Annotated in this window: 17 protein-coding genes and 2 riboswitches; of the genes, 5 read left to right on the top strand and 12 right to left on the bottom strand. The window is 40.9% G+C overall.

What is annotated here, in order from left to right; genetic code table 11:
• The first annotated feature begins 78 nt into the window (after positions 1 to 78).
• Positions 79 to 441 (top strand): winged helix-turn-helix transcriptional regulator, encoded by a 363-nt coding sequence (locus NSQ76_RS07150; RefSeq protein WP_034623357.1) that lies wholly within the window; start codon positions 79 to 81, stop codon positions 439 to 441.
• A 442-nt stretch (positions 442 to 883) separates the two neighbouring features.
• Here the strand turns inward: NSQ76_RS07150 and queF are convergent, their stop codons facing one another.
• From queF to NSQ76_RS07125, 5 genes are all read right to left on the bottom strand, one after another.
• A complete protein-coding gene (gene queF, locus NSQ76_RS07145; protein WP_024426839.1) occupies positions 884 to 1381 on the bottom strand; it encodes a preQ(1) synthase in 498 nt (165 codons plus the stop codon).
• 15 nt (positions 1382 to 1396) lie between these two features.
• Complete coding sequence (gene queE / locus NSQ76_RS07140) at positions 1397 to 2128, bottom strand: 7-carboxy-7-deazaguanine synthase QueE (protein WP_034623358.1); 732 nt, start codon at positions 2126 to 2128, stop codon at positions 1397 to 1399.
• Positions 2121 to 2561, bottom strand: coding sequence for a 6-carboxytetrahydropterin synthase QueD (queD, locus tag NSQ76_RS07135; RefSeq protein WP_024424684.1), 441 nt, complete (start codon positions 2559 to 2561; stop codon positions 2121 to 2123). Before queD ends, queE begins: the two co-directional genes overlap by 8 nt.
• Entirely contained in the window at positions 2562 to 3218 is a 657-nt protein-coding gene (gene queC / locus NSQ76_RS07130) for a 7-cyano-7-deazaguanine synthase QueC (RefSeq protein ID WP_024424683.1), read from the bottom strand.
• Between the two features lie 159 nt (positions 3219 to 3377).
• Positions 3378 to 3422, bottom strand: a riboswitch (PreQ1 riboswitch).
• A gap of 71 nt (positions 3423 to 3493) precedes the next feature.
• On the bottom strand, positions 3494 to 4537 hold the full coding sequence (locus tag NSQ76_RS07125; protein WP_034623360.1) for a YkvI family membrane protein: 1044 nt from the start codon (positions 4535 to 4537) through the stop codon (positions 3494 to 3496).
• A 244-nt stretch (positions 4538 to 4781) separates the two neighbouring features.
• Here NSQ76_RS07125 and NSQ76_RS07120 point away from each other — a divergent pair, with 244 nt between their 5' ends.
• The 3 genes from NSQ76_RS07120 to motB all read left to right on the top strand — a co-directional run bounded on the left by NSQ76_RS07120 (position 4782) and on the right by motB (position 8820).
• Complete coding sequence (locus NSQ76_RS07120) at positions 4782 to 6884, top strand: ATP-dependent Clp protease ATP-binding subunit (RefSeq protein WP_024426836.1); 2103 nt, start codon at positions 4782 to 4784, stop codon at positions 6882 to 6884.
• A 378-nt stretch (positions 6885 to 7262) separates the two neighbouring features.
• The gene (motA, locus tag NSQ76_RS07115; RefSeq protein ID WP_024424680.1) at positions 7263 to 8057 is read left to right on the top strand and encodes a flagellar motor stator protein MotA; all 795 of its coding nucleotides are present in this window, start codon (positions 7263 to 7265) and stop codon (positions 8055 to 8057) included.
• On the top strand, positions 8050 to 8820 hold the full coding sequence (motB, locus tag NSQ76_RS07110; RefSeq protein WP_024424679.1) for a flagellar motor protein MotB: 771 nt from the start codon (positions 8050 to 8052) through the stop codon (positions 8818 to 8820). The genes motA and motB overlap by 8 nt, the downstream gene beginning before the upstream one ends.
• 192 nt (positions 8821 to 9012) lie before the next feature.
• Here the strand turns inward: motB and NSQ76_RS07105 are convergent, their stop codons facing one another.
• A complete protein-coding gene (locus tag NSQ76_RS07105; RefSeq protein ID WP_024424678.1) occupies positions 9013 to 9468 on the bottom strand; it encodes a MarR family winged helix-turn-helix transcriptional regulator in 456 nt (151 codons plus the stop codon).
• 204 nt (positions 9469 to 9672) lie between these two features.
• On the opposite strand from NSQ76_RS07105, the gene NSQ76_RS07100 reads away from it, so the two are divergent.
• Positions 9673 to 11178: an ATP-binding protein gene (locus NSQ76_RS07100; RefSeq protein ID WP_341053188.1), complete on the top strand. Its 1506-nt coding sequence runs from the start codon at positions 9673 to 9675 to the stop codon at positions 11176 to 11178.
• A gap of 46 nt (positions 11179 to 11224) precedes the next feature.
• Here the strand turns inward: NSQ76_RS07100 and NSQ76_RS07095 are convergent, their stop codons facing one another.
• From NSQ76_RS07095 to NSQ76_RS07070, 6 genes are all read right to left on the bottom strand, one after another.
• On the bottom strand, positions 11225 to 11467 hold the full coding sequence (locus NSQ76_RS07095) for an aspartyl-phosphate phosphatase Spo0E family protein (protein ID WP_024424676.1): 243 nt from the start codon (positions 11465 to 11467) through the stop codon (positions 11225 to 11227).
• A 300-nt stretch (positions 11468 to 11767) separates the two neighbouring features.
• Complete coding sequence (locus NSQ76_RS07090) at positions 11768 to 12298, bottom strand: 1,2-dihydroxy-3-keto-5-methylthiopentene dioxygenase (protein WP_024426834.1); 531 nt, start codon at positions 12296 to 12298, stop codon at positions 11768 to 11770.
• A 16-nt stretch (positions 12299 to 12314) separates the two neighbouring features.
• Positions 12315 to 12953: a methylthioribulose 1-phosphate dehydratase gene (locus NSQ76_RS07085; RefSeq protein WP_171464182.1), complete on the bottom strand. Its 639-nt coding sequence runs from the start codon at positions 12951 to 12953 to the stop codon at positions 12315 to 12317.
• A complete protein-coding gene (locus NSQ76_RS07080) occupies positions 12917 to 13612 on the bottom strand; it encodes a 2-hydroxy-3-keto-5-methylthiopentenyl-1-phosphate phosphatase (RefSeq protein WP_341053186.1) in 696 nt (231 codons plus the stop codon). The genes NSQ76_RS07085 and NSQ76_RS07080 overlap by 37 nt, the downstream gene beginning before the upstream one ends.
• A complete protein-coding gene (gene mtnW, locus NSQ76_RS07075) occupies positions 13612 to 14832 on the bottom strand; it encodes a 2,3-diketo-5-methylthiopentyl-1-phosphate enolase (RefSeq protein WP_445661660.1) in 1221 nt (406 codons plus the stop codon). The genes NSQ76_RS07080 and mtnW overlap by 1 nt, the downstream gene beginning before the upstream one ends.
• 102 nt (positions 14833 to 14934) lie before the next feature.
• Positions 14935 to 15036: riboswitch (SAM riboswitch) on the bottom strand.
• A gap of 44 nt (positions 15037 to 15080) precedes the next feature.
• Positions 15081 to 16271 (bottom strand): pyridoxal phosphate-dependent aminotransferase, encoded by a 1191-nt coding sequence (locus NSQ76_RS07070; protein ID WP_341053182.1) that lies wholly within the window; start codon positions 16269 to 16271, stop codon positions 15081 to 15083.
• Positions 16272 to 16308 lie beyond the last annotated feature (37 nt).

The following is a 16308-nucleotide window of genomic DNA, read 5'->3' as shown; positions in this document are numbered from 1 at the left end:
AGCACATTATCGGAAGTACCCACTTTTTTGTGATATAGTAACTAAAAAGTAATAAATGTGAAATGGAGAGCTTTAGACATGAAAAAATTTAGCTGTGGGTTTGAAGTGACAAAGGAAGTGATTGGCGGAAAATGGAAAGGACTTGTATTATACTTTTTAATGAATGGACCAAAGAGAACGAGTGAATTAAAGCGCATTATCCCAAATATAACTCAGAAAATGCTGATTCAAACTCTTAGAGAGCTTGAAGCCAGTGGACTTGTGACCAGAAAGATGTATAATCAAGTACCGCCGAAGGTTGAATATTCATCCACTGAACTTGGAAAATCTCTTAAACCTATCTTGCAGGAGCTCTGTCAATGGGGGAGCCAATATGCGGAGCAAGAGTATGCAGAAGGTGAATATGAAATTGTACAACCAGAACAACTAAAGTTAGGATAGATGTAGCTGCTGAAGTAAATGCTAAACAACTTCAATACCCTCACCTAACAGATGAAGAACTGTCAGAAATAAATGAGATAGTCAATTTTGAAAGTGAAGTTCTAATCAGAAGTGTCATGGACTATATTCAGGAGAGCTTTGATGAAATTCAAAAATGAGCTGTTTCAAATGTTAAAGAGAAGGTTCAGTAACTTAACCAAACAATAATGCCTATGATCTCATAATAGGCATTTTTTCTTTCGGATAAAAAAGAAAAGACGTACAAATTGTACGCCTTCATCTGCTTCTGTACTATCAATTTTTCACTGCATAAAAGTCACAGTTAGGTTGCACCTTAGGTCACACTTTTTCATACAATTCTCATGAGTATTTTCAGGTGTGACTTTTTCCACTTTAATGTGACACCATTTCGTTTCATACTCCGTCTCACACAGCGGAATAATTACCGATTATCAATCGTCTCCGGATACATATCATGGTTCATCATACGGTATTCTGCCATTTCCTCATATTTCGTGCCAGGTTTCCCGTAGTTCGTATATGGGTCAATGGAAATACCGCCTCTTGGCGTAAATTTGCCCCAAACTTCAATATACCTTGGGTCCATCAATTCAATCAGGTCGTTCATAATAATGTTCATACAGTCCTCATGGAAGTCACCATGGTTACGGAAGCTGAACAAATATAATTTTAACGATTTACTTTCGACCATGATTTCATTTGGGATATAGCTGATATAAACTGTCGCAAAATCTGGCTGACCTGTTTGCGGACATAGTGATGTAAATTCTGGGCAGTTGAATTTCACAAAGTAATCTCTATTTGTATGTTTATTCGGAAACGTTTCAAGCACTTGTGGTGCATAATCAAACAAATAATTGGTTCCCTGGTTTCCTAGTAGCGTGACACCTTCTAATTCTTCTGGTTTTCTTGTCGTCATATCATCTCTTCCTTTCTATACGCCTCGTTTATTTCCCCACAATAACGTGTGCAGCTGCGGCAGCACTCTTACGCGGTTTAAGTCTGGATCTTGCGCGACTTGATTCACAAGCGCTTCATATTTCTTTAATAAATGCGTTAATAAGTACGCATCATCACCTGTCGTTGTGTCATCATTTCCTACCTGCAAATAAAAAGGAAGCTCAGGATATTTCGCATGAACATCCTTCGCATACGCAAGATCACGATCGTCAAAAATCACGACTTTCAGGCTAGCATGCTGCAATCTATTCCCGCTTTTCAGCTCATCTATAATACGTGTTAGTTTCGTAAAATCTGTTTTCATATTCGAGCTTGGCGGCTTAGGAGAAATGGTTAAATCATCAATTTTCAAAAACCATTCCTGATACATCGTTCCTTGTGTTTCAAGCGCTGTATCAATTCCTTCTTCATGCAGCAAATCAATGAGGGATTCCATTTGTTTTAAAAGCGCCGGGTTTCCCCCTGAAATGGTGACATGAGAAAAAGCCTGTCCGCCTATTCTTTTTAATTCTTTGACAATGTCTTCTGCCTCAAGCCACTGAATGTCATGCTTCGCTGAGCCATCCCATGTAAAAGAGGAATCACACCAGCTGCACGAGTAGTCACAGCCAGCCGTTCTGACAAACATGGTTTTTTGTCCAATGACCATTCCCTCTCCTTGAATGGTTGGACCAAAGATTTCTAATACGGGAATCGCTTTAGCCATTGATCTCAACTCGTTTCGGACGGTAAATGCAATAGCTTGTTGGTGTCTCTCTGACAAAGACCTGAACACATGTCGGCTTGTTCGCTAAAGTCGATAAATACGCTGCGACTTTGTCATGTACGGTCTTTGCCACCACCTCAGTGGTTGGCATCGCGTATCGATCGTTTGATGAGAATTCCTCATGATCATTGAGCAGCGTGTGATCGTACTGCCCATGAATGAGCTTCTTCAATGTACTGAAATTGACAAGGAAACCCGATTCATCTAGCTCGTCTCCCGCAATCGTGATATTGATGGTGTACGTATGACCATGAACACGGCTGCATGCGCCCGCATCTTCCCGCGGGATGAAATGGGCAGCAGATACATGCATGTCTTTATTTAATTCAAATGAAAATGGATGATCGGTTTGTGGATAGATTTGAGAAAGCATTTATTTTGCCTCCTTCATTTCCATATAAGTGTCATAGCCATTTTTCCGCAGCTTACACGCAGGACATTCCCCGCAGCCATCAGAGATGATGCCGTTATAGCAAGTGAGCGTTTCATTTTTCACAAAATCCAGCGCATTAAGCTCGTCTGCCAGTTTCCATGTTTCTGCTTTATTCAGCCACATCAGTGGTGTATGAATCACAAATGGTTTTTCCATTGCTAAATTCACTGTGACGTTGCAAGATTTCACAAACTCGTCACGGCAATCTGGATAGCCGCTAAAGTCTGTCTCACAAACACCTGTGATAATATGTCTTGCTCCAATTTGATACGCTAATATAGAGGCGAAGGATAAGAACACTAAGTTTCTTCCTGGTACAAATGTGGAAGGAAGCTCTCCTTCTTTTTCCTCAATGTCAATGTCATCTCTTGTTAAAGCATTAGGTGCCAGTTGATTTAAAAGTGACATATCTAATAGATGATTCTTCACACCTAATTTGTCAGCGATTCTTTTGGCGACATCAATTTCTTCTTGATGACGCTGATTATAATGAAAGGTCACTGTTTCTACCTCTTCAAATTGTTGAAGTGCCCATAATAAACAGGTCGTACTGTCCTGTCCCCCGCTAAAGACAACGACTGCTTTTTCATTTTTCATTTTCTGTTCTCCTCCTTTTGCAGATGAGTACAACCGTACAACACTGCATCTGAAAGGCTCCTGAAAACCCCTATTTTTCTCAAAAGAAAAGACACCTTTACATGTGTATGAGGTGTCCCAGCCATAAAAAATAAAAAATGCCACATCCAAGGATACGGCAAGTCCTTAGTTTTTTATAGAGGGTTTTGCTAGAACCTCTCCCGTCTTCACGGATTTTTGTTCAATTTTCACAGAGGATAGTGTACCACATATTTTTCATACAGGCTATCCTTTCTTTACTTATCTAGCGGTGCAGGCACTTTTTTTAGACAAAGAAAGAGGATAAAAAAGATGCTGACATAGCCAAAAACCGGATAAACCGTTGAAATCAGTGTACCGTAACCAATTTTACTAATCACATAGCAGCATATGAGAATAAGGGATATCGTAAAGATGCTGTTCATTCGGATATATGCCCTCACTTGTCTCTCCAGCCCGTATAAATTACCTATGACGGATGTAAAAACTTCACCGAAGATGACAAATAAATAAATGAGATGAATCGAGTTTGCAACTTGATACACCACCTGGGCCATTGGAATATCAAACGCCTCCAGCATATCTAATGAAGAAAGAGATAAGAAGCAAGCAAGCAAAATGAGTGTCAGCATGACACCCCCAAGCACCGCTCCCTTTTTAATGACTGCTTCAGAGGTCATTTCATTTGCGACGGGTACTAACACTGCCTGTGACAGTGCTAAATTAAAGGCACCATATGACACTGCTGATAATATCCACTCGCCCTCACCCATTTGCAGCGCAAGAACATAACTTTCACTGCTGCTAAACACAAATGAATCAAGAAACACGATCATTGAAAAGAAAATCAGCATTGGAACGACAAGCACGTTGACGCCAAATAACCCTTTTGATCCTTTAAAGAGTACAATGACGCTCAGAATGATCGTCAAAAAAATCCCATATTCCTTCGATATACCAAGTTGTTCTTCAAAAATAGCCCCTGCGCCTGAAATCATCACTGAGGTGACACCAAGTAAAATAAAAAACATGACAATATTAATATATCGACTCGCAGCTGCGCCAAATAAAAAACGGTTCATATCTTGATAAGATTCTGCTTCGATTCGTTTCGAAATCAGCATCATTTTTGCCCCAAGGCCAGTAAAAATAACACCGCTAATCAGGATTCCTAATAGTCCAATCCAGCCAAAACGAACAAAAAATTCTACGATTTCTTTTCCTGTCGCAAACCCAGCTCCAACCACTGTTCCTACATATACAAAGGCAAGCTGAAAAGCGGATTCATTTGAACGTTTCATGTGACCCCTCCGCACCCATCACTTTCGATTGTTCCTTTTTTATCCTATGAGACAAGTTCCTTGAAAAGAAGGACAAACCATGATTAAATGCAAAAAAGGATTTTTATTCCCCTTTGAGCAAAACAGTTGAAAGTCAAAATAGGTCAGAGTATACTATAGTCAAAGATGGTCAAACAATAGACCATTTTCTTTAACATTCATTGGTCAAATAAAGTCAAACTTTATTTTAAGGAGGTCATGGCAAATGCGTTGTCAACATTGTCAAGTAAATGAAGCAACTATTCGCCTGAATATGCAAGTAAATTCGTCCCGGAGCCAAATGGTTTTATGTGAAGACTGCTATACCTCTTTGATGGAGCAGTCAAAAATGAAAATGGGACCTCAGCTCTTTGGAGGAAGTTCATTCTTCTCTCAGGCAGCAGGTCATGCCCCAAACATGGAGCAGCCAAAGCAAAAAGGCTTACTCGATGAGCTTGGCCGTAACTTAACAGATGGAGCAAATGCTGGTTTAATTGATCCAGTCATTGGCCGTGATGAAGAAGTCGCAAGAGTCATTGAGATTTTAAATAGAAGAAATAAAAATAACCCTGTTCTTATTGGTGAACCAGGTGTTGGGAAAACAGCGATCGCAGAAGGACTCGCGCTCAAAATTGCGAGCGGCGATGTGCCAAATAAATTAAAGAACAAACAAATCTATTTATTAGATGTCTCCTCACTTGTCGCAAACACAGGTGTACGCGGTCAATTTGAGGAAAGAATGAAGCAGTTAATCAAAGAACTGCAAAGCCGTAAAAATATCATCTTATTTGTAGATGAAATCCACCTTCTTGTGGGCGCAGGATCTGCAGAAGGATCAATGGATGCTGGAAACATTTTAAAACCAGCCCTTGCAAGAGGTGAACTGCAGCTAGTAGGTGCGACGACATTAAAAGAATATCGCCAAATTGAAAAAGATGCTGCACTCGAACGGCGCTTCCAGCCCGTCATCGTAGATGAGCCAACACAAGATGAAGCGATCGACATCTTAAAAGGTATTCAAGATAAATACGAGGCCTATCATGGTGTCACCTATTCAGATGAAGCAATCAAAGCGTGTGTTCAATTATCTTCGCGGTATATTCAAGACCGCCATTTACCGGATAAAGCCATTGATTTAATGGATGAAGCTGGTTCAAAAGCGAACCTCTCCATTGATGCAGCAAGTGAAGATGAGCTGACAAATCGATTAGCGGAAATTGCCGCAGAAAAACAAGCTGCGCTAAAAGAAGAACAATATGAAAAAGCAGCGAAGCTTCGCGATGAAGAAGAAGCCATTGAAGCAAGACTTCAAAACAAAACAACTGAAAAAGAGCATATCGTTACAGCAGAGGACATTCAGGCCATTGTGGAACAAAAAACAGGCATTCCTGTCGGGAAACTCCAAGCAGACGAACAAACCAAAATGAAAGAAATTGACGTCCGTCTAAAAGCACGAGTGATTGGGCAGGAGCATGCGGTTGATAAAGTGGCCAAAGCCGTGAAAAGAAGCAGAGCTGGATTAAAATCGAAACATAGACCAACAGGCTCCTTCCTTTTCGTTGGACCAACAGGTGTCGGGAAAACCGAATTGTCTAAAACGCTGGCTGAAGAATTATTTGGTTCAAGAGATGCGATCATTCGTTTAGATATGAGTGAGTACATGGAAAAACACTCTGTGTCCAAACTCATCGGTTCTCCTCCTGGTTATGTTGGACATGATGAAGCTGGCCAGCTGACTGAAAAAGTGCGCAGAAAACCATACAGCATCATTTTGCTGGATGAAATCGAAAAAGCACACCCAGATGTACAGCACATGTTCCTGCAAATCATGGAAGACGGCCGCTTAACAGACAGCCAAGGCAGAACGGTCAGCTTTAAAGATACAGTCATTATCATGACAAGTAACGCAGGCACCGCAGATAAAACAGTCAAAGTGGGCTTCCAATCTGATCAGGAAGAAGCGTTTGAGGAACAATCACTCATTGATTCACTGAGCAGCTACTTCAAACCAGAATTTTTGAACCGTTTTGACAGCATCATTCAATTTGATTCACTAGACAGAGAGGACTTAGTGAAGATTGTTGATCTTCTGCTCAATGAGCTGTCAGAGCAATTAAAAGAGCAGAATTTAACAGTTCATGTCACAAATGAAGCAAAAGAAAAGATCGCAGAGCTTGGATATCATCCTGCATTTGGTGCTCGTCCACTTCGAAGAACCATCCAAGAGCACGTTGAAGACCAAATGACGGAGATCCTGCTTGAAGAGGAGCAGCTTTCTGGATTTACTGTGGATGTTGAACATGACGAAATCGTCGTAAAAAAAGGATAACTACATCTTCAGGATGATATGCACCTCCATCATGTTGCGGCGTCTAAGTTCCATCTGAACGCCGACGCTCCCCCGCCTCTTTTCCTTTACGATAAAAGAAAAAGAGGTGGATCACATGATGAATTGGAGCTACGATCTTGTCAAAATCATATATGAAGAAAAATTAAAAGAACTGCTTCATTTAGATGAACCAGCTCAAAACGATTAAATGGAGACTCCCTTTATATGAGAGGGAGTTTCTTCTTTTACATATTTAGAAAGCGCTTTCGTCAAAAATTCTTCACAGAAACTGTCTTAATTTTATATTCTGACTAAAACCATTCTAGAACACACCGATATTAACTATAGAAAAAGATAGTTAAAGGATTTGGTGAGATAATGGACAAAACATCGTTAATTGGTATTATTTTAGCATTTATTGCACTAGGTGTCGGTATGGTTTTGAAAGGTGTGAGTCTAACTGCTCTTCTCAACCCGGCGGCTATATTAATCATTATTGTTGGAACGGTTGCAGCTGTTGTCATCGCATTCCCTTCTAGTGAAATTAAGAAAACACCAAAATTGTTCGGAAAAATTTTCAAAGACAGCCAGCTTCCAACGATTCAAGAAATGATCCCTCTATTTTCAAACTGGGCACAAATTGCGCGTCGTGAAGGTCTTTTGGCATTAGAAGCAAGTCTTGAGGAAGTCGATGATGATTTTCTAAAGAACGGGTTAAGCATGGCAGTTGACGGCCAAAGTGCTGAATTTATTCGAGACGTCTTAACAGAAGAAGTTGACGCCATGTCTGAACGACATCAGTCAGGTGCATTAATCTTTACACAAGCTGGTACATACGCTCCGACGCTAGGGGTACTTGGCGCCGTTGTCGGACTTATTGCCGCACTTGCCAACATGGGAGATATTGAGGCACTTGGACATGCAATCAGTGCTGCCTTCGTCGCCACACTGCTTGGGATTTTTACTGGGTATGTATTATGGCATCCATTTGCCAACAAGCTGAAGCGTAAATCAAAGGAAGAAGTAAAGCTTCGTCTGATTATGATCGAAGGTATTCTGTCTGTTCTTGAAGGTCAGTCTCCAAAAGTCATTGAACAAAAACTTCTTATGTACTTACCAGCAAAAGAGCGTGCAAATCTTGTCATTGAAGAAGGAGAAAATCAAAATGGCTAGGAAACGTAAAAACCATGATCATGAAGACCATGTAGATGAATCTTGGCTTATCCCTTATGCCGATCTTCTGACGCTTCTTCTCGCCCTCTTCATTGTGCTTTTTGCATCTAGTTCAATTGATGCGGCAAAATATGAACAGATGGCTAAGTCTTTTAATGTAGTTTTTACTGGCGGTACCGGTGTTATGGATCAATCCAGCATGCAAAGCACGGAAGAAACTGAAAACAGCAACCAGGTCAAGAAAGCAGCCGAGGAAGAGAAAGATGAAGAAGCCAAAGCAAAGGCTAGGGACCAAGCGGTTCTCACAAAGGTCAAAAAGCAGGTCGATTCATTCATTGCAAATAAAAAACTTGGTGCCAAGCTCGAAACAAAGCTTACGGATGAAGGACTTCTCATTACGATTGAAGACAGTATCTTCTTTGATTCTGGGCGGGCAGTTATTCGCCCTCAAGATGTCCCGTTAGCAAAAGAAATCTCAAAACTGCTCGTCATTAATCCCGCACGTGACATTGTCATTAGCGGACATACAGATAATGTACCGATCAGAAATTCAGAATTTGAATCAAACTGGTATTTAAGCGCCATTCGCGCTGTGAACTTTTTAAATATTCTTCTTGAAAACAGCAATCTAAACCAAGAGAACTTTAGTACAAAAGGATACGGCGAATTCAAACCGATTGCCTCAAACGATACAGCAGAAGGCAGAAGTAAAAACCGGCGTGTAGAAGTACTCATTTTACCGATTGAGAAAAAAGCGAAATAAAAAAAGAAGCCAGCGGCTTCTTTACAGATTGTTGACAAAGGGCTAAAATGATCTCTATTTTAGCCCTTTGTCTTCTTTTCAGCGTGATAGAATACCTTTGCAGTCTAGGAACGAGCACCGGCACACAGGACTAACGCCAAATGCGAGGGATTGCCTGCACGCTGAAAAGGAAGCCAGCGGCTTCCTTTTTATTTAGTCTTGATGATCATATAAATGCTTTGCACGCAGCCCTACATGTTTGAGCATATCAATGCAGACATCTTTCTCTTCTTCGCTCAGGACACTGATCATCTCATGAATTTCTTTCGCATGATCTGGGAAGATGTCATCAAGCAAAGCTCGTCCCTGCTTGGTAATATGCGCAAATGTCACTCTGCGGTCTTCTGCACAAGCCTTGCGACTGAGAAGTTCTTTCTTCTCCAATTTATCGACCACATACGTGATGCTGCCGCTTGCAAGTAAAATCTTATCACCGATTTGCTGAAGCGGCTGATCACCTTTATGATATAGCAATTCTAGCACAGCAAATTCAGTTGGATTCAGCCCGTGCTTCACAATATGTTTGTTCATGTGATGATTAATTGAGCGATAGGCACGTGATAATACAATAAATAGTTTCAATGATTTTTCAACATTATGATTTTCCATTTTTTATCATCCTTTATGAAATGCAACCTACTAATGTGACATTAATAAACAATAAGTAAAATGTCAACATTTTGATCCATCTTTAGCACGAAAATGAGACCAGAACGAATCACCTAATTTTTTAAAAATCACACAAGTCATCGTAATAAAGATAGGTTCAATGCTATAATAAGTCTATTAGGTAATACGTTGGAGCGATGAATGATGAGTATACTGAAAGGGTTTTGGAAGAAGATCAGGCTTTACCTTATTTTGGTCATGCTTCCAACCCTAATCATTAGTTATTTTATCTACGAAAAAGAAACTGAAAAAATCGATTTAAAGAACAAACAAACCGCTACACTTATGTTAAATATTCACAAAAACCAAATGAATTATTTAATAAGTGAGACAGAAGCGAGATTAACTTCCCTTGCCATGGGATTTGACCAGCCGCTTGAGACGAAAAAAGTACAAAACATCCTAGAGAAAATCTATAAACAAGAACCTCGTTTTTCAGGTCTGTATCTCCTAGACAAAAAAGGAAATGTAACAGCAAGCACCACCCCGTTAAAGGAAAAAATCAACCTATCATTCAGAGATTACTTTAAACGCATTCAAGTGACCAAGCAGACCGTGATCACAGACAACTATGTGAGCCGAATTACAAAACAGCGGATTCTCTCCATTTGTGTGCCTGTTCTCGATGAAAACGAAGAGGTCACCAATGTACTGATTGCCGCCATTCAAATTGATTATTTAAAAAATATTATGAATGTATTGAACCCTGATCTTCATTTTAAGATGCTGAATCAAAATGGACATGTTGTGTTTACAAGCGGTCCACAGCCAGTACCCGAGGGCGGCAGCACCGTGTCTACATATTTAGATGAAAACAGCTGGAAGCTGGAGGTCTTTCCGCAGCGTGCTTCAACTAGTGAAGTGCTGTCTGTGATGCTCATCCCTTTATCCAGTGCGTTTATTTTATTAAATATTTTATTCACACTCGTCCAATATATCGTGTTAAGGCGGCAAACTCAGCAGGAGCGTCATGAAAATGAAGCGCAAAAGCTTGAATTGATCGGAACACTCGCAGCAAGTACAGCACACGAAATTCGCAACCCATTAACAGGGATTAGCGGATTTATCCAGCTATTGCAAAAGAAGTATCATTCAGAAGAAGATCAGCTCTATTTTTCTGTCATCGAGGAAGAAATTAAACGGATCAACCAAATCGTCAGTGAATTTCTTGTATTAGGAAAACCAACGGCAGAAAAATGGCAAAATAACTCTGTAAAAGAAATTGTAAGTGAGATCATGCCGATCGTTTTCTCTGAGGCAAACCTTTATAATGTGGAAGTGGATTTGCAAATCAATACGATTCAAGATGTGGGCGTATATTGCACAAAGGATCATATTAAACAAGTCGTTTTAAATGTAGCAAAGAACTCTTTAGAAGCGATGCCAAACGGCGGTCATTTGAAGATTGTGATCGAAGCTGAAAAAGAACATGTCATCATTAAAGTAGAGGATACAGGTGAAGGCATACCAGAAGAGATGTTAAAGCACATCTTCCTCCCCTTTATTACGTCGAAGGAAAAAGGCACAGGTCTTGGGCTTGTCGTGTGTAAACGAATCATTTCGATGTATGGCGGAACAATTGATATTCATAGCGAAGTGAATAAAGGAACGACTGTTATGATCATGCTTCCTTCTGCTCACTCAGCATAACTGAAGATGTCAGCCGGTTTTGCTTATGCAAGACCGGTTTTTCATGTCAATAAGAGGGGCGGTTCACAGATAAAAGACTCATTTGAGACACAAGATCATGAAAGGAGGGGGCAGATTGTTTCTCATGAAAAAGAAGATGCTGATACTCATTCATCAGGTTGTCCAGTTCTTGACTATATTTAATTGTCTTCTCACCAGTGTACCCTTCCACTTGAGCTGCTTCTACCATTTGTTTTCTCTTCTCATCAATGGACATCAGCAATTGTTCTTTCCTTACATAAATATTCATGATCTCAGCTCCCGCAATGAATTCGACTGTCTATGCTCAAAATGATCCGACACCAAAATTATACTTTATTTGTAAATTAAATTAAATATGCTTATTTTATTTAATTTTTTACAGCCTAAAGACCTTTTACCCAATCAAATTTGGGGGTAAACTTCAAATTTGGACAGGACTGACACATTGATTAAACAGAATTTTATCCTATGCAGAAGATCAAAATCAACTATTTTCTTTCTCATTTTATGTCTAATTTCCTAAAAAAAAGCTGATCTTCCGCCTCATGCGGAATGATCAGCTCTATCATTAAACCGTTTCTTCCTCGTAAATCGGCACCCAGCCCTCAGTTGTGACAAATATGCGAACTGCGACCACTTTGCGATCCTCTTGAAGTGTAAAGTAATGACGAATGTTTGGCGGCACAGAAATTAAATCACCTGGATTCAATCTCACATCAAAAAAGACGCCATCCTTGCCTTGAATAGCAAAGATTCCGTGCCCGCTCACAATAAAGCGTACTTCATCATCTGTATGGTGATGCTCACGTTTAAAGTTTTGGAGCAGCTCATCAAGATTTGGAGTGGCATCAGACAATGAAATGACATCCTGCGCTTTGTACCCTCTTTTTTCAGAAATACTTTGGATTTCCTTTTGGAAAACAGTCAAAATCTCTTCCTTTTCCTCATCGGTTAAATCATACTTTTCTGATAAACGGTTTGGCAGCTTTTCAATATCCCAGTGCTCATAAATGACCCCTTGGTTTTCTAAATATGATGCTACCTCTTGCTCGTTCTCAAGTAATGTGTTCTCTTCGTTATGAATCAAAATCGTCGCCATGTGCTTTTCCTCCTTTTTATCTTACAAGCTGCTGTTGATAAAGCGCTAATTTTAAGTGATAGCTAAATAAAAATTCATATGCTTCTAATACTCGTTTTGCTTCAAAGGCTGTTTTTCCCCAGACCGTGATGCCATGATTGCGAATGAGTACAGCACCAGATGACGCCTCTAGTGTCAGATGTTTGGCAAATTGCTCTGCAAGATGCGGAATATGAGCTGGATTTTCAATAATCGGAATCGACACTTCTGCATCCTCTTCCCAATAACCAAGCGCTTTGATGATTTCGTTGCCTTTAAAACGAATCTCTCCCTTATCCCCATATAGCTCTGACATCACATTATTATCGATTGTATGGACATGGAGGCAGCAGCCTGCTTTCGTCCGTCTATACACGTACGTGTGAAGCAGTGTTTCAGCTGATGGCCTAAGCGTCTCGTTCGGATCATGTGGCTGGCCTGCCGCATTTACTAGCACAAAATCTTCGTTTGTTTCTTTTCGTTTATCTTTGCCGCTTGCCGTCACCAAGAACGTGATTGGATCATCCGACACCTTGATCGATAAATTACCGCTTGTTCCGAAAAACCAGTCTCTTTGGGCCAGTTCACGTTTAACGTCTGCTAGCTCCTGCCAGCGTTTGCTCTTTGCGTCTGCCATTCCTTCACTTCCTTTATTTGAACAAATTGCGCGTGTAGATCAATAAATGTGTCATACTCCTTATGTACGAGCCCGAGCTCTTGACATTCATTGAGCAAGTAGTCGCGCGCAAACGTAAGATCTGCATGTTTCGCCGCCTCCACATCAGTCACTGAATCTCCGATCATGATGATGAAATCATCCTCATGAGTCAGGTTTCGAATGATTGAGGGCTTGCAGCATCCGCACCCATTTTGACATTGCGTATCGCAGGCATGCGGCCATTCAATCTGAATATGCTCTTCCCCAAATGATGCATGATTGCAATAAATATCGTCTCGATCGACAATGCCTTCGAGGATGGGGTAGACAAAAAAGTCCATCCCCCCACTAAGTACATAGAAAGGAATGTCTGCTTTTTTTACCTCATCCACAAATTCCTTAAATCCTTCTCGAATCTCTGTATCCTCTAAAATAAATGATTGAATGGCATCCTTCTGATCACTTGTCAGTAATTGAAACATTTGCCCGACGCCTTCTTGAATGGTGATTTCCTTTGACAGGACACCATCTTTCAGCTTCGTCCATTCACTTGGTGCAAACTGTTTCATGATGCGGATGATATTATCATTTTTTGTAATTGTTCCATCAAAATCACAACATACAATTGGTTTTTTCATTATTCTGCTACCCTTCCCCAAAGATCAAGTGCCGCTTTTAAGTCTTGGCAGGAAGCCGCCTTATCTTGGATGGACTCTTCATGAATCACGGCATCAATGATCGAACGAAATGCCTTCCCTCCGCCGATGGCTCCCCGCGGATGTCCGTGAATGCCTCCGCCTGCATTTATCACATGATCAATTCCAAAATCTTTGATTAATACTGGAACCATTCCTGGATGAATGCCTGCTGACGGGACAGGGAATGTTTTTTGAACCGTATCCTCTTTCACGCAAGCTTCATAGATTCCAAGGGCATCTTTTTTCGGAAGTGCAACCGCCCCATAAGGTGAGGGAAAAAGGCTCAAATCAGCGCCAGCATATCGATTTAATTTGCCTAAAAGAAGAGAATGCGAGAATCCATATTCAGGAGAGGATGTCAAAGCACCACTCACAGCGGGATGCGCCATAATCGGCAATGGAATGTCTGGGTCCTCAGCTAGGCTTTGCATGACATCAAGGCCGTAAGCAAAGACATTGAATAAGAGCGCATCTGCCCCAAGTTCAGCGGCCTTTCTCGCCCGATCCTTCAGGTCAAAGGTTCTGCCCGTTAAATTGACAGCATACAGCGTGCGGTGTCCTGTCTCTTCATAGGTTTCTTTTAAAATCGCTTTTCCTTCTTTGATTCGCTCTTCAAAAGGAGCTAATGGACTTTCAAATAAAATTTCATCGTCTTTGATGAAGTCACCCCCGCCTAATGCCTGTAAACGGAGCTGCTCTTTTAAATCCTGCATATCACGGCCGATAACGCCTTTAAAAATACTCATCAATAATGGACGATCAAACACATTTACCTTTTTTCGAATGCCATCAATTCCAAATACAGGTCCTGGCAGGCTTTTTTTAAATTCTTCAGAAAATTGGATATCGACTAGCTTCACTTTTCCATCTAGTGAAAGCTTTCCAAAAATCGTCGTGAAAACTGCTGGTAAATCAGCTGAAAAGTTTGCCTCAGGATAAGCAATCGTCACCTCTGATTGATAAAGACCATTTTCGGCTGGAGCAGCTTTTTCTAATACTTTTTCAACTCGGCCTTTATGCTTTTGAAGCTGCTCCTTTTTGAGCTGCGGCAAATCCGTCCATGATCCAACTGTTAAACCAAGCGCGATCTGCTCTGCTTTTCGATTTATTTGTTCATCCTCTCGATGTGTTAATACGTATGTTGCCAGTAATTCACTCACTAGGAATCCCCTTTCGATTGCGTCATGCATATGTTCAATAAAAAAACCTCTTCAAGTGCTTCTTGAGCGCCTTAAAGAGGTTGTTTCGTGTCATTCATCCGAATCTTATCTCTCAGCGCTTGCTGCAAGAATTAGCACCGTGCTTCATGGAAGTCGGTTGCCGGGCTTCATTGGGCTAGTCCCTCTGCCTACTCTTGATAAGAATATTCAATTTTCTTAAATATTGCCTGAATTATCGCACCATTTTTTTATGTTGTCAATGGCTTTTTTTCAAACAGATTCAAGGCAGCGATGCGCTGAGCAGCTTCTTGTAACCGCTCCTCACTTGTTAGAAGCCCTGCTCTCACGTACCCTTCACCGTGATCACCAAAGCCATTACCTGGCGCAACCACAACATGTGCCTTCTCTAATAATAAGTCAGAAAAGGCTTCAGATGTATATCCTTCCGGCACCTTTAACCAAGCAAAAAATGATCCCTTTGGTGCACTGACTTCCCAGCCAATTTCTTTGCAGGCAGCAATCCATACATTCCGCCTTTTCTCATATCGATCATTTTGCACCTGTACGCACGTTTGATCGCTTAATAGCGCTTCCGCTGCTGCATCTTGAGTGGCTTTAAACAGGGAGACAAACAGATGATCCTGATAAAGCTCAATGGCTTCAATAACAGATGAATTTCCAGCTGCAAATCCTACTCTCCACCCTGCCATATTGTACGTTTTAGACAAGGTGTAAATTTCTATTCCCGTCTCTTTCGCTCCCTCTATTTGCAGAAAGCTGAGCGGCTTTTCTCCATCAAATCCAATGCCGCCATATGCAAAATCATGGACAACACATAGCTTGTGATCTTTCGCAAATGTAACGGTTTCTTCAAAAAATGAACGGCTTGCCGTAGCCCCCGTCGGATTGTTGGGGTAATTTAAGTACATTAATTTTGCCTTTTTCTTATCATCCTCAGGCAGCAAATCGTAGTCAGGTAAAAAATGATTTTTTTCAAGAAGTGGCATGGTTACCATATGCGCTCCAGCAAGCACAGCGCCTGACCAATAATCAGGATAGCCAGGATCAGGGACAAGAAGCGTATCACCTGGATTCAGCAGGCATTGCGGCAGCTCAACAAGCCCTGCTTTCCCGCCAAATAAAATCGCAATTTCCGTCTTTGGATCAAGTGTGATGCCATATTCTCTTTCATAAAAAGCGGCAGCAGCCTTTTTTAATTTCGCTGTTCCACGGAATGAGGAGTATTGATGATTTTCAGGTTTTGCTACCGCTTCCTGCATGGCTTTTACAATGTGCGGAGGAGTTGGCTGATCAGGATTTCCCTGCCCCAAATTAATGATATCTGCCCCTTCCTGCACTTTTTTCTGCACCTTTTGGACAAGGGACGCAAAAAATTGCTTCGGTAATTGTTTCAACACATCTGATTGCTGGAATTCCATTTCTTCACCTTCTATTCAAGTTACGTGACAATACAAT

It is taken from the genome of Bacillus sp. FSL M8-0256 (assembly GCF_038005765.1).
GTDB lineage: Bacteria > Bacillota > Bacilli > Bacillales > Bacillaceae > Bacillus > Bacillus safensis.
Note: the sequence above shows the minus strand (reverse complement) of the source record. Positions and strands in the feature narration are given on the sequence as shown.

Bases quoted from the DNA above. Each gene is read 5' to 3' on its own strand.
- NSQ76_RS07150 (WP_034623357.1), top strand. From the start codon at position 79: ATGAAAAAATTTAGCTGTGGGTTTGAAGTGACAAAGGAAGTGATTGGC.
- queF (WP_024426839.1), bottom strand. From the start codon at position 1,381: ATGACGACAAGAAAACCAGAAGAATTAGAAGGTGTCACGCTACTAGGA.
- queE (WP_034623358.1), bottom strand. From the start codon at position 2,128: ATGGCTAAAGCGATTCCCGTATTAGAAATCTTTGGTCCAACCATTCAA.
- queD (WP_024424684.1), bottom strand. From the start codon at position 2,561: ATGCTTTCTCAAATCTATCCACAAACCGATCATCCATTTTCATTTGAA.
- queC (WP_024424683.1), bottom strand. From the start codon at position 3,218: ATGAAAAATGAAAAAGCAGTCGTTGTCTTTAGCGGGGGACAGGACAGT.
- NSQ76_RS07125 (WP_034623360.1), bottom strand. From the start codon at position 4,537: ATGAAACGTTCAAATGAATCCGCTTTTCAGCTTGCCTTTGTATATGTA.
- NSQ76_RS07120 (WP_024426836.1), top strand. From the start codon at position 4,782: ATGCGTTGTCAACATTGTCAAGTAAATGAAGCAACTATTCGCCTGAAT.
- motA (WP_024424680.1), top strand. From the start codon at position 7,263: ATGGACAAAACATCGTTAATTGGTATTATTTTAGCATTTATTGCACTA.
- motB (WP_024424679.1), top strand. From the start codon at position 8,050: ATGGCTAGGAAACGTAAAAACCATGATCATGAAGACCATGTAGATGAA.
- NSQ76_RS07105 (WP_024424678.1), bottom strand. From the start codon at position 9,468: ATGGAAAATCATAATGTTGAAAAATCATTGAAACTATTTATTGTATTA.
- NSQ76_RS07100 (WP_341053188.1), top strand. From the start codon at position 9,673: ATGAGTATACTGAAAGGGTTTTGGAAGAAGATCAGGCTTTACCTTATT.
- NSQ76_RS07095 (WP_024424676.1), bottom strand. From the start codon at position 11,467: ATGAATATTTATGTAAGGAAAGAACAATTGCTGATGTCCATTGATGAG.
- NSQ76_RS07090 (WP_024426834.1), bottom strand. From the start codon at position 12,298: ATGGCGACGATTTTGATTCATAACGAAGAGAACACATTACTTGAGAAC.
- NSQ76_RS07085 (WP_171464182.1), bottom strand. From the start codon at position 12,953: ATGGCAGACGCAAAGAGCAAACGCTGGCAGGAGCTAGCAGACGTTAAA.
- NSQ76_RS07080 (WP_341053186.1), bottom strand. From the start codon at position 13,612: ATGAAAAAACCAATTGTATGTTGTGATTTTGATGGAACAATTACAAAA.
- NSQ76_RS07070 (WP_341053182.1), bottom strand. From the start codon at position 16,271: ATGGAATTCCAGCAATCAGATGTGTTGAAACAATTACCGAAGCAATTT.